Source organism: Pseudomonas sp. LBUM1673, from assembly GCF_059695645.1.
On the sequence record NZ_CP166780.1, the window covers coordinates 2,185,442 to 2,204,588 of the forward strand.

At 63.0% G+C, this 19,147-nt stretch carries 2 protein-coding genes (1 of these 2 only partly in view); both read left to right on the plus strand.

The features are described from left to right. Positions 1 to 12,393, plus strand: coding sequence for a non-ribosomal peptide synthase/polyketide synthase (locus ACA044_RS09990; RefSeq protein WP_497446204.1), 12,393 nt, complete (start codon positions 1 to 3; stop codon positions 12,391 to 12,393). Next, on the plus strand, positions 12,393 to 19,147 hold the 5' end (the start) of the coding sequence (locus ACA044_RS09995; protein ID WP_497446205.1) for a non-ribosomal peptide synthase/polyketide synthase. The gene runs 6,775 nt beyond the window's last position; the window shows 6,755 of its 13,530 coding nt (coding positions 1–6,755); it begins with the start codon at positions 12,393 to 12,395; the stop codon falls past the right edge of the window. Before ACA044_RS09990 ends, ACA044_RS09995 begins: the two co-directional genes overlap by 1 nt.

Below are 19,147 nucleotides of genomic sequence, written 5' to 3' on the forward strand. Positions count from 1 at the left end.
ATGAATGCTGAAGACTCCTTGAAACTTGCTCGCCGGTTTATCGGGTTGCCCCTGGAAAAGCGCCAGATGTTCCTTGCGGCCTTGCACAAGGAGGGCGTGGAGTTCGCCCGTTTTCCGATTCCGCAAGGGGTCGAGGCCGAGGACCGGCAAGCGCTGTCCTACGCTCAGCAGCGCATGTGGTTTCTCTGGCAACTGGACCCGCACAGCGGCGCCTACAACTTGCCGGGCGCGGTGCGCCTGACCGGGCGGTTGAACCTGCCGGCCCTGGAGCAGGCGTTCGCCAGCCTGGTGGGGCGTCATGAAACCCTGCGCACGGTGTTCCAGCGTCAGGCCGACGAGTCCCTGCAACAAACTCTACAACAAGCGCCGACCAGTGCGCCGCTGGTGATCGAGCAGGTCGATTTCAGCGCGTTGCCGACCCTTGAGCGCGAGCAGGCCGTGGCCGAGGCCGCCCAGCAGCAATCGTTGCTGCCGTTCGACCTTGCCGTCGGGCCGCTGCTGCGGGTCAAGCTGCTCAAGCTCGCTGAGCAGGAGCACGTGCTGCTGCTGACCCTGCACCACATCGTTTCCGATGGCTGGTCGATGAATGTGTTGATCGACGAATTCATCCGCTGCTACGACGCCCATGATGCGGGCGCGCAACCGCAGCTCGCACCGTTGCCGATTCAGTACAGCGACTACGCCTTGTGGCAACGCCGCTGGCTGGAAGCCGGGGAGCAGGCGCGGCAACTGGAATACTGGCAAGCCCAATTGGGCTTTGATCATCCGGTACTGGAACTGCCCACCGATCATCCGCGCCCGGCGATGCCCAGCTATCGCGGCACGCGCTATGAGTTCGGCGTCGAAGGTCAACTGGCCGAGCAACTGCGTGCCACCGCGCAGAAACACAACATCACCTTGTTCATGCTGTTGCTCGGTGCGTTCAACGCGTTGCTGCACCGTTACACCGGGCAGACCGACATCCGCGTCGGCGTGCCGATCGCCAACCGCAACCGCGGTGAAATCGAAGGCCTGATCGGTTTCTTCGTCAACACCCAAGTGCTGCGCACCCGGCTCGACGGCCAGACCCGTGTGGCGGATTTGCTCAGTGACATCAAGGAAACCGCCCTCGGCGCCCAGGCCCATCAAGACTTGCCGTTCGAGCGGCTGGTGGAAGCGTTGAAGCTGGAGCGCAGCCTCAGTCACACGCCGTTGTTCCAGGTGATGTACAACCATCAGCCACAAGTGGCGGACATTTCCACGGTGACCACCGCGTCGGGCCTGGAACTGGGCGTGATCGAATGGGAAGGGCGCACCACCCAGTTCGACCTGACCCTGGATACCTATGAAAAGGCCGGCACACTGCACGCCGCGCTGACCTACGCCAATGACCTGTTCGATGCGGCGACCATCGCCCGCATGGCACGGCACTGGACCCATCTGTTGCACGGTATGGTCAGCGACAGCCAGCAGCGCATCAGCGATTTGCCGCTGCTTGAAACTGCGGAATACCAGCGCATCGTCCATGACTGGAACCGCGCCGACGAAGGTTTCGCCGACAATCTGTGCATCCATGAACTGATCGCCAGGCAAGTTACGGCCATGCCGGACGCGCTGGCGGTGACCTTCGCGGCCAAACAACTGACCTACGCCGAACTCGACGCTCAGGCCAACCGTCTGGCCCATAAACTGATCGAGTTGGGCGTGGGCCCTGAAGTGCGGGTCGGCGTGGCGATGCAGCGCTCCGACAGCTTGCTGGTGGCGCTGCTCGCGGTGCTCAAGGCCGGTGGCGCCTATGTGCCGCTGGACCCGGATTACCCGGCCGAACGAGTGGCCTACATGCTCGACGACAGCCGCGCGCGGGTATTGCTGACCGAGCAGGCTGTTGCTGCAACATTGAGCGTAACGGCGGGCACCCAAGTGCTGCTGATGGACACCGCCGAGCCGTGGCTGGGCGCTTACCCGAGCAGCGCGCCGGTGACCCGCGTCACGCCGGATAACCTGGCGTATGTGATCTACACCTCCGGCTCCACCGGTAAACCCAAAGGCGTGGCCATCGCCCATCGCAACGTGTTGGCGCTGATCGACTGGTCGCAGTCGGTGTACAGCCGCGACGACATTCAAGGTGTGCTGGCGTCGACCTCGGTGTGTTTCGACCTGTCGGTGTGGGAGCTGTTTGTCACCCTGGCCAACGGTGGTTCGGTGATCATCGCCCGCAACGCCCTGGAACTGCCGCAACTGCCAGCCCGGGATCAGGTGCGCCTGATCAACACCGTACCCTCGGCGATCAATGCGCTGCAGCGCGACGGACAGATTCCACCGAGCGTGCGCATCATCAACCTCGCCGGTGAGCCGCTGAAGCAGAGCCTGGTGGACGCGTTGTATCAGCAGCCGACCCTCGAGCACGTCTACGACCTCTACGGTCCATCGGAAGACACCACCTATTCCACCTGGACTCGCCGCCAGGCCGGCGGCATCGCCAACATCGGTCGACCGCTCAAGCACACCGCCAGCTATTTGCTGGACGCCGATCTGCAACCGGTGCCTCAGGGTGTATCGGCCGAGCTGTACCTGGCCGGCGCAGGCATCACCCGCGGTTACCTGGGCCGGCCGGGCATGACCGCCGAGAAGTACGTGCCGAACCCGTTCGCCAGCAATGGCGAGCGTCTGTATCGCACCGGTGACTTGACTCGTTATCAGGCCGACGGCGCGCTGCAATACGTCGGTCGCATCGACCATCAGGTCAAGGTCCGTGGTTTCCGGATCGAACTGGGTGAGATCGAAGCGCGGCTGTTGCAGCAGGACGCGGTACGCGAACTGGCGGTGTTGGCTCAGGACGGCGTCAGCGGTCAGCAACTGATCGCCTATATCGTGCCAACCGATGCCGCAGTGTTAGCGGGTGATGCCGATCTTCAAGCGAGCCTGCGTGAAACCCTGAAAGCCGCCCTGCGCCAACATTTGCCGGACTACATGGTCCCGGCGTATCTGCTGTTCCTCGAACAATTGCCGTTGACGCCCAACGGCAAACTCGACCGCAAAGCCTTGCCTGCGGTCGACGGCAGCCAGCAACAACGCGAACACGTGGCGCCACGCACGGCGCTGGAAAAGTCCCTGGCAGCGATCTGGCAGGACGTCCTGGCCATCGACAACGTCGGCCTGGAAGACAACTTCTTCGAACTGGGCGGTGACTCCATTGTGTCGATGCAGGTGGTCAGCCGCGCGCGTCAGGCGGGCATCGTGTTGAGCCCCAAAGACTTGTTTCAGTACCAGACCATTCGCAGCCTGGCGCAAGTGGCCCGCAGCGGTGAGCAGAACCTGATCGATCAAGGCCCGGCCGTTGGCGCGGTGGCCCTGGCGCCGGTGCAGCACTGGTTCTTCGAGCAAGCCATACCTGAGCGTCATCACTGGAACCAGTCGTTGTTGCTGGTCCCACGCGAAACGCTGGATGCCGGGGCGCTGGATCAAGCGTTGGCGCAGTTGCTCAAGCATCACGACGGTTTGCGTCTGCGTTATGAAAGGACCGACGTCGGTTGGCAGCAGGCCTATGGCGCGGCGTCCAGCGAGTCGGTGTTGTGGCAACGCTCGGCGCAATCGGTCGAAGCACTGAATGCCTTGTGCGACGAAGCCCAGCGCAGTCTTGATCTGAGTCACGGCCCATTGCTGCGAGCGTTGTTGGTTGACATGGCTGACGGTACGCAACGGCTGCTCTTGGCTATTCATCACTTGGCGGTGGACGGTGTTTCGTGGCGGGTGTTGCTGGAGGATCTTCAGCAGTTCTACAGTCAGGTACGCGACGGCTCGACGCTGGCCGCTGCGGCGAAAACCAGTTCCTACCAACGCTGGGTGGCGCGCCTGCAAAGCCATCTGCCCACGTTCCAGAACAGTGTCGATTACTGGCAGGCCCAACTGCGTGATGCACCGCAAAACGACTTGCCGTGCGAGCGCCCTGACGGCGCACTGCAAAACCGTTTCGAGCAGAAAGTCGAACTCACCTTCGACACCGAGCAAACCCGCAAACTGCTGCAACAGGCGCCGGCGGCGTATCGCACGCAGGTCAATGACCTGCTGTTGACCGCGCTGGCGCGGGCCGTATGCCGCTGGACCGGGCAGGGCAGCACGCTGATCCAGCTCGAAGGGCATGGCCGCGAAGACCTGTTCGACGACATCGATTTGACCCGCACCGTCGGCTGGTTCACCAGCCTGTTTCCGGTCAACCTGACCCCGGCCGGCGATCTCGGTACATCGATCAAAACGGTCAAGGAGCAACTGCGCGCGGTACCGGACAAAGGTCTGGGCTACGGCGTGCTGCGCTACCTGGCCGATCCGCAAATTGGCGCCGCACTGGCGGCCCTGCCGCAACCGCGCATCACCTTCAACTACCTGGGGCAGTTCGACCGTCAGTTCGACGAGGCGGCGCTGTTTGTGCCGTCCAGCGAAGGCAGTGGCGCGGCCCAGGATCCGTCGGCGCCGTTGGCCAACTGGCTAACGGTTGAAGGCCAGGTGTACGGCGGTGAGCTGTCGATGAGCTGGGGCTTCAGTCGCCAGATGTTCGACACTGCGACCATCCAGCAGTTGGTCGATCAATACGCCGCAGAACTCAACGGGTTGATCGAACATTGCTGCACCCTCGAGGCTCCACAGGCCACGCCGTCGGACTTCCCGCTGGCGCGCATCACCCAGGCGCAACTCGATGTATTGCCGGTGGCCGTCGGGCAACTCGACGACCTCTATCCGTTGTCGCCGATGCAGCAGGGGCTGTTGTTCCACACCCTGTACGAGCAGGCGGCGGGTGAGTACATCAATCAGCTGCGGGTGGATGTACAAGGCATCGAACCCGAGCGTTTCCGCGCGGCCTGGCAGGCCACTGTCGATGCTCAAGACATCCTGCGCACAGGCTTTGTGTGGCAGGGCGAATTGGAGCAACCGGTCCAGATTGTCCACAGACAGGTTCAGCTGCCGTTCACCGTGCTGGACTGGCGTGAGCGTGGCGATCAGGTTCAGGCCCTGAGTGAACGGGCCGATGCCGAACGCCAACAAGGGTTCGACCTGAGCCAGGCACCGTTGCTGCGACTGGTGCTGGTGCAAACCGCGGCCGATAGCTGGCACCTGATTTACACCCATCACCACATCCTGATGGACGGCTGGAGCAACTCGCAGTTGCTCGGCGAAGTCTTGCAGCGTTACAGCGGTCGCGCGCCGGTGTCCTCCGTCGGGCGCTATCGCGATTACATCGGTTGGTTGCAGCGTCAGGATGCGCAATTGAGCCAGGACTTCTGGAGCGGGCCGTTGGCCTCCTTGCAAGAGCCGACCCGGCTGGCCCGGGTGGTGTCCGGCAACGAAACCCTGAGCGGGCACGGCGATCACTTCCAGACCCTGGAGGTCAGTCGCACTCAAGGCCTTGAAGCGTTTGCCCGGCAACAGAAAGTCACCCTCAACTCCCTGGTGCAGGCCGCGTGGCTGCTGTTGCTGCAACGCTACACCGGTCACGAAACCGTGGCCTTCGGTGCCACAGTGGCTGGTCGCCCGGCGGATCTTCCTGGCATCGAGCAAGCTGTCGGCTTGTTCATCAATACCTTGCCGGTGATCGGCGCACCGCGTCCGGACCAGAGCGTCGGCCACTGGTTGCAAGCCGTACAGGCGCAAAACCTCAGCCTGCGCGAGTTTGAGCACACACCGCTGGCAGACATTCAGCGTTGGGCCGGGCGGGGTGGCGAGGCACTGTTCGACAACATTCTGGTGTTCGAGAACTACCCGATTGCCCAGGCGCTGCAACAGGGCGCGGAGCAAGGCGTGGTGTTCGGCGACGTCGCCAACCTTGAGCAAACCCATTATCCGTTGAGCGTTGCCGTGACGCTGGGCCAGACCCTGGCGCTGCATTACAGCTTCGACCGGGCGCATTTCTCCACGCCGGCGATCGAGCGCATCAGTGCGCACCTGCTGCAACTGCTGGAGCAATTTGCCGAGTCGGCCGAGCGCAATCTCGGTGAAATCGCCCTGGCCAGCGCCGCCGAACTGGCGCAGCAACAGGCCAATAACCAGCCGCAACCGTACCCGGTGAACATCGCCGTTCACCAACGTATCGCCGAACTCGCCGCCCAGCGCCCGGAGCGCACGGCGGTGATCTTCGCCGGCCAGCGTTTCAGCTATGGCGACATCGACCGACGCGCCAATCAGTTGGCCCACGCCCTGATCGCGCGGGGTGTCGGCCCGGAAAGCCGGGTTGGCGTGGCCTTGCCGCGTAGCGAAGGGGTGATCGTCGCGTTGCTGGCGGTGCTCAAGGCCGGCGGTGCCTACGTGCCGCTGGACACCAGCTACCCGCGTGAACGCCTGGCCTATCTGATTGAGGATTCGGGGCTGGCGTTGTTGCTGACCGATTCTGCTGTTTCTGCGCAGTTGCCGGTGGAGGATTCGGTCCCGGTGCTGGAGCTCGACCGTCTCGGCCTCCGTGGCCAATCCCTCAATGCGCCCAAGGTGCAGCTCGATCCGCAGAACCTCGCTTACGTCATTTACACCTCCGGTTCCACCGGTAACCCCAAAGGCGTGAGCGTCGCCCATGGCCCGCTGGCGATGCATTGCCAGGCCATCGGTGAACGCTATGAAATGCGTGACAGCGACTGCGAATTCCACTTCATGTCCTTCGCGTTCGACGGTGCCCACGAGCGTTGGCTGACCAGCCTGACCCACGGCGCCTCGCTGCTGATTCGCGACGACAGCCTCTGGACTCCGGAACAGACCTACAACGCCATGCGCGAACACGGCGTGACGGTGGTGGCGTTCCCGCCGGTTTATCTGCAACAACTGGCCGAACATGCCGAGCGTGAAGGCAACCCGCCGAAGGTGCGGATCTACTGCTTCGGCGGCGATGCCGTGCCCAACGCCAGTTTCGAGCGGGTCAAGCGTGCGCTCGATCCGGACTACATCATCAACGGCTACGGTCCGACCGAAACCGTGGTCACGCCGTTGATCTGGAAGGCCGGGCGCGAGGAGCCGTGCGGCGCGGCCTATGCGCCGATCGGCAGTCGCATTGGTGACCGCAGCGCTTACGTGCTGGACGCCGACCTGAACCTGCTGCCCCAAGGCATGGCCGGTGAGCTGTACCTGGGCGGCACCGGCCTGGCCCGCGGTTACCTGAACCGTCCGGGGCTGACGGCGGAACGCTTTGTCGCCGATCCATTCAGCGCTGTCGGTGGCCTGCTGTACCGCACCGGCGACCTGGTGCGTCAGCGGGCCGATGGCACTTTCGACTATCTGGATCGCATCGACAATCAGGTGAAAATTCGCGGTTTCCGCATCGAACTGGGAGAAATCGAAGCGCGCCTGCAAGCCCTCGAAGGTGTGCGCGAAGCCGTGGTGGTCGCCCAGGAAGGCACTGCCGGCAGCGGCAAGCGCCTGGTGGCTTATGTGGTGGCCGACGCGCTCAATGCCGAGCGCGTCGATTTCGCCGAAAGCCTGCGCGAACAACTCAAAGTCGCGCTGCCGGCGCACATGGTGCCGGCTTATTTGCTGCTGCTTGAGCGCCTGCCGCTGACCCCCAACGGCAAACTCGACCGCAAGAACCTGCCCAAACCGGACGTCAGTCAATTGCAGCAAGCCTATGTGGCGCCGCAAAGCGCACTGGAGCAACAACTGGCGACGATCTGGCAGGACGTGCTGAAACTCGATCAGGTCGGTTTGAGCGACAACTTCTTCGAGCTGGGCGGCGATTCGATCATCTCGATTCAAGTGGTCAGCCGCGCCCGTCAGGCCGGCATCCGCTTCACACCGAAAGACCTGTTCCAGCACCAGACCATTCAGGCTCTGGCCACGGTGGCGCGGCTTGGCGAACAGGCCCAGGTCATCGATCAGGGGCCGGTGACGGGCGAACTGGCGTTGTTGCCGGTGCAGCAGGTGTTCTTCACACAGGCCATCCCCGAGCGTCAACACTGGAACCAGGCGGTGATGCTCAAGCCGACGCAACCCCTCGACGCTGCGCTGCTTGAGCAGGCGTTGGGCGCACTGGTTGCGCACCACGATGGTTTGCGTTTGAGCTTCGTCGAACAGGCCGAGGGCTGGCAGGCGCGGTATCGCCCGCTGGACAGCCGGGCCGACACGATGGTCTGGGCGGTCGACGTCGCCGACGCCACGGCACTGGAAGCGGTGGCCAACGAAGCGCAACGCAGCCTGAACCTGCAAGACGGGCCGCTGATGCGCGCGGTGCTGGCGAACCTCGATGACGGCAGTCAGCGACTGTTGCTGGCGATCCACCATTTGGTGGTGGACGGCGTATCGTGGCGGATTCTGTTTGACGATCTGCAAACTGCCTACCGTCAACTGTTGACCGGCGAAACCCTGCAATTACCAGCCAAAACCAGTGCGTCCAAGGTCTGGGCCGAGCACCTGCAAACCTATGCCCGCCGTGCTGAGCTGCGCAGCGAACTGGCCTGGTGGCAACAGCAGTTGCAGGGCGCCGACGTGGCGTTGCCGGCGGATAATCCCCAGGGCGGGCAACAGAACCGGCACGCATTGACGGTGCGCACGCAACTGAACAAGGAACTGACCCGGCAACTGCTGCAAGATGCCCCAGCGACCTATCGCACCCAGGTCAACGACTTGCTGCTGACCGCACTGGCCCGCGTCATGGTGCGCTGGACCGGTACCGACAGCGCGTTGATCCAGCTCGAAGGCCATGGCCGTGAAGAGCTGTTCGACGGCGTCGACCTGACCCGCACCGTTGGCTGGTTCACCAGCCTGTACCCGGCGAAACTGACGCCGGTCGCTGACCTTGGCGGCTCGCTGAAACAGATCAAGGAACAGCTGCGCGCGATCCCGAACAAGGGCATCGGTTTTGGTGCGCTGGCCCATCTGGGTGACGACGCGGCACGTGAAACCCTCAGCCAATTGCTGGTGCCGCGCCTGACCTTCAACTACCTGGGCCAGTTCGACGGCAGCTTCACCGAAGCCGACGGCGCGTTGTTCGTACCGTCCAGCGAAGCGGCGGGTGATGAACTCGATGCCAACGCTCCATTGGCTAACCAACTGGCCCTTAACGGTCAGGTGTATGGCGGCGAACTGAACCTGGGCTGGACCTTCAGCCGTGAAATGTTCAATGAGGCGACCATTCAAGCTCTGGCCGACGATTACGCGCAGGAACTGCAAGCGCTGATCGCCCATTGCTGCCAGGCCGGGCAGCACGGTGTGACTCCGTCGGACTTCCCCCTGGCGCGCTTGAGCCAGGCACAACTGGACGGCTTGCCGCTGACGCCGCAGTCGATCGAAGACCTGTATCCGCTGTCGCCGATGCAGCAGGGCATGTTGTTCCATGCCGTGTACGAAGAAACCACCGGCGATTACATCAACCAGATACGCCTGGACGTCGAAGGGCTCGACCCCGAGCGTTTCCATCAGGCCTGGCGAGCGGCCGTGGATGCCCACGACATTCTGCGCACACGATTTGTCTGGCAGGGCGAGCTGGAAAACCCGGTGCAAGTGGTTAGCAAACACGCGCAGATGCCTTACAGCCTGCATGATTTGCGTGCGCATCCACAACACGATCAGGCGTTGCAGACGCTCGCCGACACTGAGCGCCAACACCTGAACTTGAGTGCGCCGACCTTGTTGCGCCTGGTGATTGCGCGCATCGACGACAACCGTCATCACCTGATCTACACCAACCATCACATCCTGATGGATGGCTGGAGCAACTCGCAGTTGCTCGGCGAAGTGCTGCAGCGTTACAGCGGTCAATTCAACGCCACCCACAGCGGACGTTATCGCGATTACATCGCCTGGCTGCAACACCAGGACACGGCGGCCAGCGAAGCGTTCTGGACCCCGGCGCTGCACGCGCTGGACGAGCCGACGCGCCTGGCCCAGACCGTCGCGAAGCCACAAGTGTCTATCGAAACCCAAGGTTATGGCGATCATTTCCAGGTGTTGGATGCCGAGCAGACCCGGCGTCTGGGCGAGTTTGCCCGGGCCTCGAAAGTCACCGTCAACACCTTGGTGCAGGCGGCCTGGTTACTGCTGCTGCAACGCTACACCGGTAAAAACACCGTGGCCTTCGGCGCGACGGTCGCCGGTCGTCCGGCCGACTTGCCGGGTGTCGAGCAACAGATCGGTCTGTTCATCAACACCTTGCCGGTGATCGCAAGCCCTCGGGCCGAGCAATCGCTCAACAGCTGGCTGCAAGCGGTGCAGGCGCAAAACCTGGCATTGCGTGAGTTCGAACACACTGCGCTGTTCGACATTCAGCGCTGGGCCGGGCAGGGTGGTGACGCGCTGTTCGACAACATCTTGGTGTTCGAGAACTACCCGATTGCCCAGGCCCTGGAGCAGGGCGCCCCGCAAGGGCTGCGCTTTGGTCCGGTGGCAAGTGTCGAGCAGACCAACTATCCGCTGACCCTGCTGGTGAGCCTCGACATTCAGCTGTCGGTGCATTTCAGCTATCAGCGCGGCAGTTTTGCGTCAGGGACTGTGGCGCAATTGGCGGCTCATTTGCAGCACCTGTTGAGCCAGATGATCGACGCCGGCGAACGCTGCCTCGGTGAGCTGGTGCTGCTGGATGAAGCCGAACAGCAACAGGTCTTGCTGGACTGGAACCGTAGCGATGAAGGTTTCGCCCAGGACCTGTGCATTCACCAGTTGATCGACCGCCAAGTCGCCGCCCAACCGGACGCGCTGGCGGTGACCTTCGCCACTCAACAGCTGACTTACGCCGAGCTCGATGGCCGCGCCAACCGTCTCGCCCACAAGCTGATCGAATTGGGCGTGGGGCCGGAAGTGCGGGTCGGCGTGGCGATGCAGCGCTCGGACAACCTGCTGGTAGCGCTGCTCGCGGTGCTCAAGGCTGGCGGTGCCTACGTGCCGTTGGACCCGGATTACCCGGTCGACCGCGTGGCCTACATGCTCGAAGACAGTCGCGCCCTGGTGCTGTTGACCGAACGGGCATTGGCCGCGACGCTGCCCGTGACTGCGCAAACCCAAGTGCTGCTGATGGACCGGATCGAGCCGCAACTGGCGGATTATCCGCGCAGCGCCCCGGTCACCCGTGTCACGCCGGATAACCTGGCCTACGTGATCTACACCTCCGGCTCCACCGGCAAACCCAAAGGCGTGGCCATCGCCCATCGCAACGTGCTGGCGCTGATCGACTGGTCGCAATCGGTGTACAGCCGCGACGAGATTCAAGGGGTGCTGGCCTCGACGTCGGTGTGCTTCGACCTGTCGGTGTGGGAGTTGTTTGTCACCCTGGCCAACGGCGGTTCGCTGATTATCGCCCGCAACGCCATGGAGTTGCCGCAATTGCCGGCCCGGGATCAGGTGCGCCTGATCAACACCGTGCCATCGGCGATCAATGCGTTGCAGAGCGCCGGGCAGATTCCGCCGGGCGTGCGCATCATCAACCTCGCTGGTGAGCCGCTGAAGCAGTCGCTGGTCGACGCGCTTTATGGGCAACAGACCGTGGAGCATGTCTACGACCTTTACGGCCCGTCGGAAGACACCACCTATTCCACCTGGACCCGTCGTGAGGCGGGTGGCATGGCGAACATTGGCCGGCCGCTCAAGCACACCGCCAGTTACCTGCTGGATGCGGACCTGCAACCGGTGCCCCTGGGCGTGTCGGCCGAGCTGTATCTGGCCGGCGCCGGCATCACCCGGGGTTACCTGGGCCGGCCGGGCATGACGGCCGAGAAGTACGTGCCGAACCCGTTCGCCAGCAATGGCGAGCGCCTGTACCGCACCGGCGATTTGACCCGTTATCAGGCCGATGGCGTGCTCGAGTACCGAGGGCGGATCGACCACCAGGTGAAGATCCGCGGTTTCCGCATCGAACTGGGTGAAATCGAAACGCGCCTGCTGGAGCAACCGGTGGTCCGCGAAGTGGCGGTGTTGGCTCAGGAAGCCTTGGGCAGTCAGCAACTGGTGGCCTACGTGGTCGCGCCGCAACTGAATCTCAATGCCGCCGACGATCAGCAGTCTCTGCGCGACGAACTCAAGGCGCGACTCAGGGAATCCCTGCCGGAATTCATGGTCCCGGCGCACCTGTTGTTCCTCGCCAGCCTGCCGCTGACGCCCAACGGCAAACTCGACCGCAAGGCGTTGCCGACGGTGGAGGCCAGCCAGTTGCAGGTGCGTTATGTCGCCCCGCAGAGCGAGCGGGAGCAGCAGGTTGCAGCGATCTGGCAGCACGTACTGCAAATCGAGCAGGTCGGCTTGCTGGATAACTTTTTCGAACTGGGCGGCCACTCGTTGTTGGCCGTCAATGTGGTTTCACGCCTGCAGCTGGAACTGGGCCTGAAACTGACCCCACAACTGATTTTTCAACACCCCGTACTCACGGATTTCGTCAGCAGTCTGGCAACCGCAGGTGAGCAGGTCGATACGTTGAAACTGAGCAAGCTGGACGCTCTGCTTGACGAAATGGAGGAAGCTTGATGGATACCAATGTCGCTTTGAAGATCGCCCGGCGCTTCATTACTTTGCCGCTCGACAAGCGCAGGGTCTATCTGCAGAAGATGCTCGAGGAGGGTGTTTCGCCGGCGAACCTGCCGATTCCCGAAACGCAGTCGCAGTTCGATCCGGTGCCGCTGTCCTTCGCTCAGGAACGCCAGTGGTTTCTCTGGCAGATGGACCCCGACAGCGCCGCCTACAACATCCCCAGTGCCATGCAGTTGCAGGGCGAACTCGACGTGTCGGCGCTCGAGCGCGGTTTCAATACCCTGATTGCGCGTCATCAAAGCCTGCGCACCACATTCCAGCAACAGGATGAGCGGGCGGTGCAGGTGATTCATCCGCACATGCGCCTGACCGTCGCCGTGCACGAACTGGATAAAACCCCCGATGCCCTGTCGCCAGAGGCGCAAACTCAGGCATTCGTGGCTGAACAGACCGGGCAGCCTTTCGATCTGGTCAACGGACCGCTGTTGCGCGTCAGCCTGTTGCGCCTTGGCGCGCAGGAGCACGTGCTGACCTTGACCCAGCATCACATCGCCTCGGATGGCGGGTCGATGCGGGTCATGGTCGATGAGCTGTTGCAACTGTATGACGCCTACCGCCAGGGCTACGAACTCACTTTGCCGGAGTTGTCGATTCAGTACGCCGACTATGGCATCTGGCAACGGCACTGGATGGAAGCCGGGGAGCGCGAGCGGCAACTGGGCTACTGGCAGGCGCACTTGGGCTGCGAGCATCCGGTGCTGGAACTGCCCACCGATTACCCGCGTCCGGCGGTTCAGAGCCTGCGTGGCGCCCGTCATGAACTGGCGTTGCCGCCGGCACTGGGCGAGCGCCTGAGAGCCTTGGCCAAAAGCGAAAACGTCACGCTGTTCATGTTGTTGCTGGCGTCGTTCCAGACCTTGTTGCATCGCTACAGTGGCCAGGCCGACATCCGCGTCGGCGTGCCGACCGCTAACCGCAACCGGGTCGAGACCGAGCGGCTGATTGGCTTCTTCGTCAACACCCAGGTGCTCAAGACCGAGTTCGATGCACAGGCCACGTTCAGCGCGCTATTGGCCCAGGTCAAGCACACGGCGATGGCCGCCCAGGCGCATCAGGATCTGCCTTTCGAACAACTGGTCGAGGCCTTGCAGCCGGAGCGCAGCCTGAGTTACAGCCCGCTGTTCCAGGTGATGTACAACCACCAGAGCACCGGCGCCACCCAAAGCCGGCAGGGCACGGGCGAGTCAGCGTTGACGATCCGCCACTTGCATCAGGAGTCGCGCACCGCACAATTCGACCTGACCCTGGAAACGTTCGACGGCCCCGAGGGCCTCGGCGCACAGCTGACCTACGCCACCGACCTGTTTGATGGCGCGACCATCGAGCGTCTGGCACGGCATTGGCAAAACCTGCTGGGTAGCATCGTTGCCAATCCGCAGCAGCGGGTGGGCGAACTGGCCCTGCTCGACGAAGCCGAACAACAGCAGGTGCTGGTGGACTGGAACCGCAGCGCCGCCGAATACCCGACCGACCACTGCATCCATCAGCTGATCGAAGCCCAGGCCCTGCGCACGCCACAGGCCACCGCGCTGGTGTTCGCCGGGCAATCGTTGAGTTATGCACAGCTCAATCGACAGGCCAACCAACTGGCGCATCGGCTGATCGAACTGGGTGTCGGCCCGGATCAATTGGTTGGTATCGCCATCGACCGCAGCCTGGAAATGCTCGTTGGTCTGTTGGCGATTCTCAAGGCGGGCGGTGCCTACGTGCCGCTGGACCCGCAGTACCCTGAAGACCGTCTGGCGCACATGATCGAAGACAGCGGTCTGCAACTGCTGCTGACCCAGGCACATTTGATCGGGCAGTTGCCGATTCCGGCTGGCGTGCAGACCCTGTTGCTCGACCCGCAAGGCGAGCACGCTCGCGGTTACAGCGAAACCGATCCGCAGGTAGCGATCAGCGGTGAACACCTGGCGTATGCGATTTACACCTCCGGTTCCACCGGCAAGCCCAAAGGGGTGATGGTGCGCCATCAGGCGCTGGTGAACTTTGTGGTGAGCATGGTCAAGGAGCCGGGCATTGATGCCCGGGACCGCATGCTGTCGCTGACCACGTTCTCGTTCGATATTTTCGGCCTGGAAATCTATGGCCCGCTGCTCAGTGGCGCCCGTGTGGTGCTGGTGGACAAGCAGACCGCCCAGGATCCACAAGCGCTGCTGGAGATGATCCGGCAACAGGCGGTCACGGTGGTGCAGGCCACGCCGTCGACCTGGCGCATGTTGCTCGACCACGAACAGGCTCCCATCCTCCAGGGCTGTAAATTCCTCTGCGGCGGCGAAGCGCTGGCCGATGATCTGGCCCTGCGCATGCTGGGCCTGGCGGGGCAGGTCTGGAACCTTTATGGCCCGACCGAAACCACGATCTGGTCGGCGGCCTGGCAGCTGACCCGCGAGCAGCGCCAGCCGTACCTCGGCAAACCGATTGCCAACACCACGCTGTACATTTTGGGCGACGATCTGGCGCCGAACCCGGCGGGTTCCATTGGCGAGTTGCTGATCGGTGGTGACGGCCTGGCCCGTGGGTATCACGACCGTGCGGCGATGACCGCCGAACGCTTCCTGCCCGACCCGTTCGGCAACGGTGCGCGGCTGTACCGCACCGGCGACCTGGCGCGCCATCGTCACGACGGCGTGCTCGAATACTTGGGGCGCATCGACCACCAAGTGAAGATCCGCGGTTTCCGCATGGAACTGGGTGAAATCGAAGCGCGTTTGCTGGAGCAACCAGCGGTTCGCGAAGTGGCGGTGCTGGCGCAGGAAGCCCTGGGCAGCCAGCAACTGGTGGCTTATGTCGTTGCGCCGCAACTGGACCTTGATGCCATCGACGATCAGCAGTCTCTGCGCGATGAACTCAAGGCGCGGCTCAAGGAATGCCTGCCGGAATTCATGGTCCCGGCGCATGTGCTGTTCCTCGCCAGTCTGCCGCTGACGCCTAACGGCAAGCTCAATCGCAAGGCGTTGCCGGCGGTGGATGCGAGCCAGTTGCAGGCGCGTTATGTCGCCCCGCAGAGCGAACGGCAGCAGCAGGTCGCCGCGATCTGGCAAGACGTGCTGAAGCTGGATCGCGTGGGCCTGACCGACAACTTCTTCGAGCTGGGCGGGCATTCCCTGCTGGTGACCCAAGTGGTGTCGCGGGTGCGTCGGGTGCTGGACATCCAGGTGCCGTTGCGCAGCCTGTTCGAGCACAGCACCTTGCAGGATTTCGTCCAGGCACTGGGCGCCGAACCCGGCGAGCAGTCGCCGGCGATGACCAGGGTCGATCGTGACCAACCGCTGGCGCTGTCCTTTGCCCAGGAGCGTCAATGGTTCCTGTGGAAAATGGACCCCGACAGCGCCGCCTACAACATCCCGACCGCGCTGCGGATGCGTGGCGAGCTGGACAAAAACGCACTGCAACAAAGCTTCCAGGCGCTGGTGGAGCGCCACGAAAGCCTGCGTACGGCGTTTGTCGAAGAAGATGGCCGGACCTGGCAGGTGATCCGCCCGCAAGGTCGCGTGAGCTTTGTCGAACAGCGGCTGGCCGTCAGCGATGAGGCGAGCATCAAGGTTTTCGTCGAGCAGGAGACGCAACGTCCGTTCGATGTGCTCGACGGCTCGTTGGTGCGCTTCGTCCTGCTGCAGGTTGGCGAACAGGATCATGTGCTGGTGCTGACCCTGCACCACATCGTCTCCGACGCCTGGTCGTTGCAGGTGATGATCGATGACCTTATGAGTCTGTATTCGGCGATCAGCCAGGGCCGGCCAGCCGAACTGCCGGCGTTGCCGCTGCAGTACGCCGACTACGCAGTCTGGCAGCGTCAATGGATGGCCGCCGGCGAGCGGGATCGGCAATTGGCGTACTGGACCGAAAAGCTGGGCAGCGAACAGCCGCTGCTGGAGTTGCCACTGGATCATCCGCGCCCGGCGCAGCAAAGTTTCCGCGGGGCACGTCTGCCGATCACCCTCGACGAATCCCTGAGCAATGGCCTGAAGGCACTGGCCCGGCGCGAAAACGTCACCCTGTTCATGCTGTTGCTCGGCTCGTTCCAGACCTTGCTGCATCGCTACAGTGGCCAGGCCGATATCCGCGTTGGTGTGCCGATTGCCAACCGCAACCGCCTGGAAACCGAGCGTCTGATCGGTTTCTTCGTCAACACCCAGGTGCTGCGCGCCGAGTTCGACGGCCAGCTGACGGGCGCGCAATTGCTGCAACAGGTGAAGCAGACGGCCATGGCGGCGCAGATGCATCAGGACCTGCCGTTCGAGCAGTTGGTCGACGCCTTGCAACCGCAACGTAACCTGAGCCACAGCCCGCTGTTCCAGGCGATGTTCAACCATCGCAGTGAATCGGCGTCAACCCTGGCCGAATCCTTGCCGGGCATCGAGATTGAAAACCTCAGTTGGGAACACCACTCCGCGCAGTTCGACTTGACCCTGGATACCAGTGATAACCCGCAAGGCCTGCACGCATCGCTGACCTACGCCACCGATGTGTTCGATCCATCGACCATCGAGCGCATGGGCCGGCACTGGCTGACTCTGTTGCAGGGCCTGGTCGAGGACATCAACCGTCCGGTCAGGCAATTGGCATTGCTCGATGACCAGGAGCAGCAACTGACGGTGGTCGACTGGAACGCCACCGCCGTCGACTACCCGTTGCACCGCAGCGTGCATGGGCTGATTGAAGAACAGGTCGGTAAAACCCCGGATGCCTGTGCATTGGTGTTTGCCGAACAACGCTTGAGCTACGCCGAGCTCAATGGCCGAGCCAACCAACTGGCTCATGCGCTGATCGAGCAGGGCGTCGGCCCGGATGTGCTGGTGGGCATCGCGGTCGAGCGCTCCGTGGAAATGGTCGTGGGCTTGTTGGCGATTCTCAAGGCTGGCGGTGCCTATCTGCCGCTGGACCCGGAATACCCGCAGGAACGCCTGGCCTACATGTTTGAAGACAGCGGCATTCAGCTGTTGCTGACCCAGAGCCACTTGCTTGAGCAATTGCCGATCCCGGCAGGCATTTGCAGCCTGGTGCTGGATCAGGACGGCGATTGGCTGGAAGGGCGCAGCGATGCCAACCCGGGCATCGACCTGGATGGGGAAAACCTGGCCTATGTGATCTACACCTCGGGCTCCACCGGCAAACCGAAAGGGGCGGGCAACCGTCATTCGGCGCTGGTCAATCGCCTGTGCTGGATGCAACAGGCCTACCGACTCGACGTCACGGACAGTGTGCTGCAAAAAACGCCGTTCAGTTTCGACGTGTCTGTCTGGGAGTTCTTCTGGCCGCTGTTGACCGGCTCGACACTGGTGGTGGCCACGCCGGGTATTCATCGTGATCCGGCGCAGTTGATCGAACTGATCACCGCGCAACACATCACCACGCTGCACTTCGTGCCGTCGATGTTGCAGGCGTTCCTGCAAGACCCTTCGGTGGGTGATTGCACCAGCCTGACCCGGATCGTCTGCAGTGGCGAAGCCCTGCAAGTGGATGCGCAGCAGCAAGTGTTTGCCAAGCTGCCCAATGCCGGGCTGTACAACCTCTACGGCCCGACCGAAGCGGCCATCGACGTCACGCACTGGACGTGCATCGACGAAGGTCGCGACAGCGTGCCGATTGGCCAGCCGATTGCCAATCTGGGCACTTACATTCTCGATCACGAGCTGTCGCCGGTACCGGTGGGCGTGATCGGCGAGTTGTATTTGGGTGGCGAAGGTCTGGCCCGTGGTTATCACCGCCGTGCAGCGCTGACCGCCGAGCGGTTTGTCACCAGTGCCTTCGGTGACGGCCAGCGTCTGTACCGCACCGGCGACCTGGCGCGTTACCGCGCCGACGGGGTGATCGAATACGCCGGGCGCATGGACCATCAGGTGAAAATCCGTGGCCTGCGCATCGAATTGGGCGAGATCGAAGCGCGCCTGGCCGAACACGACGAAGTCCGTGAAACGGTGGTCATCGCCCAGGACGGCACGCTGTTGGTGGCGTATGTGGTGCCGGCCCGCGACGCACTGCTGCAGGCCGACGATGACGTTCGCAACGCCGTGCAGCGCCGCCTCAAGGAACACTTGGGCCAGACATTGCCGGACTACATGGTCCCGCAGCATTGGCTGTGGCTGGAAAAAATGCCGGTCAGCCCCAACGGCAAACTGGAACGCAAGGCGTTGCCAAAGGCCGACACAACGGCCAGCAGCAAGGCTTACACCGCCCCGACCACTGCCACCGAACAGGCGCTGGTGGAGATCTGGCAAAGCGTGCTGGGTCGGCCGCAGGTGGGTATCAGCGACAATTTCTTCGAACTGGGCGGCGATTCGATCATCTCGATTCAGGTGGTCAGCCGGGCGCGCCAGGCGGGGATCCATTTCAGCCCCAAAGATCTGTTCCTGCACCAGAACGTGCAAAGCCTCGCGGCGGTGGCGACTGTCGGTGACAGCGGGTTGCGCATCGATCAGGGCCCGGTCACCGGCGATACACCGTTGCTGCCATTCCAGCAGTTGTTCTTTGAGCGCGACATGGCCGAGCCGCACCACTGGAACCAGTCGGTGCTGCTCAAGTCCGCCAAACCGTTGCACGCCCAACACCTGGAGCGTGCGTTGCAGGCACTGGTCAGCCATCACGATGCGTTGCGCCTGGCCTTCACCCGTCAGGGCGACAACTGGACCGCGCAGCATCGTTCCCTGACCGAGCAACAGGCGCTCTGGCAACAGTCGCCGTTGCTGTG

What these genes read in the sequence shown, in the direction of transcription:
- ACA044_RS09990 (WP_497446204.1), top strand. Translation starts at nt 1, where the DNA reads ATGAATGCTGAAGACTCCTTGAAACTTGCTCGCCGGTTTATCGGGTTG.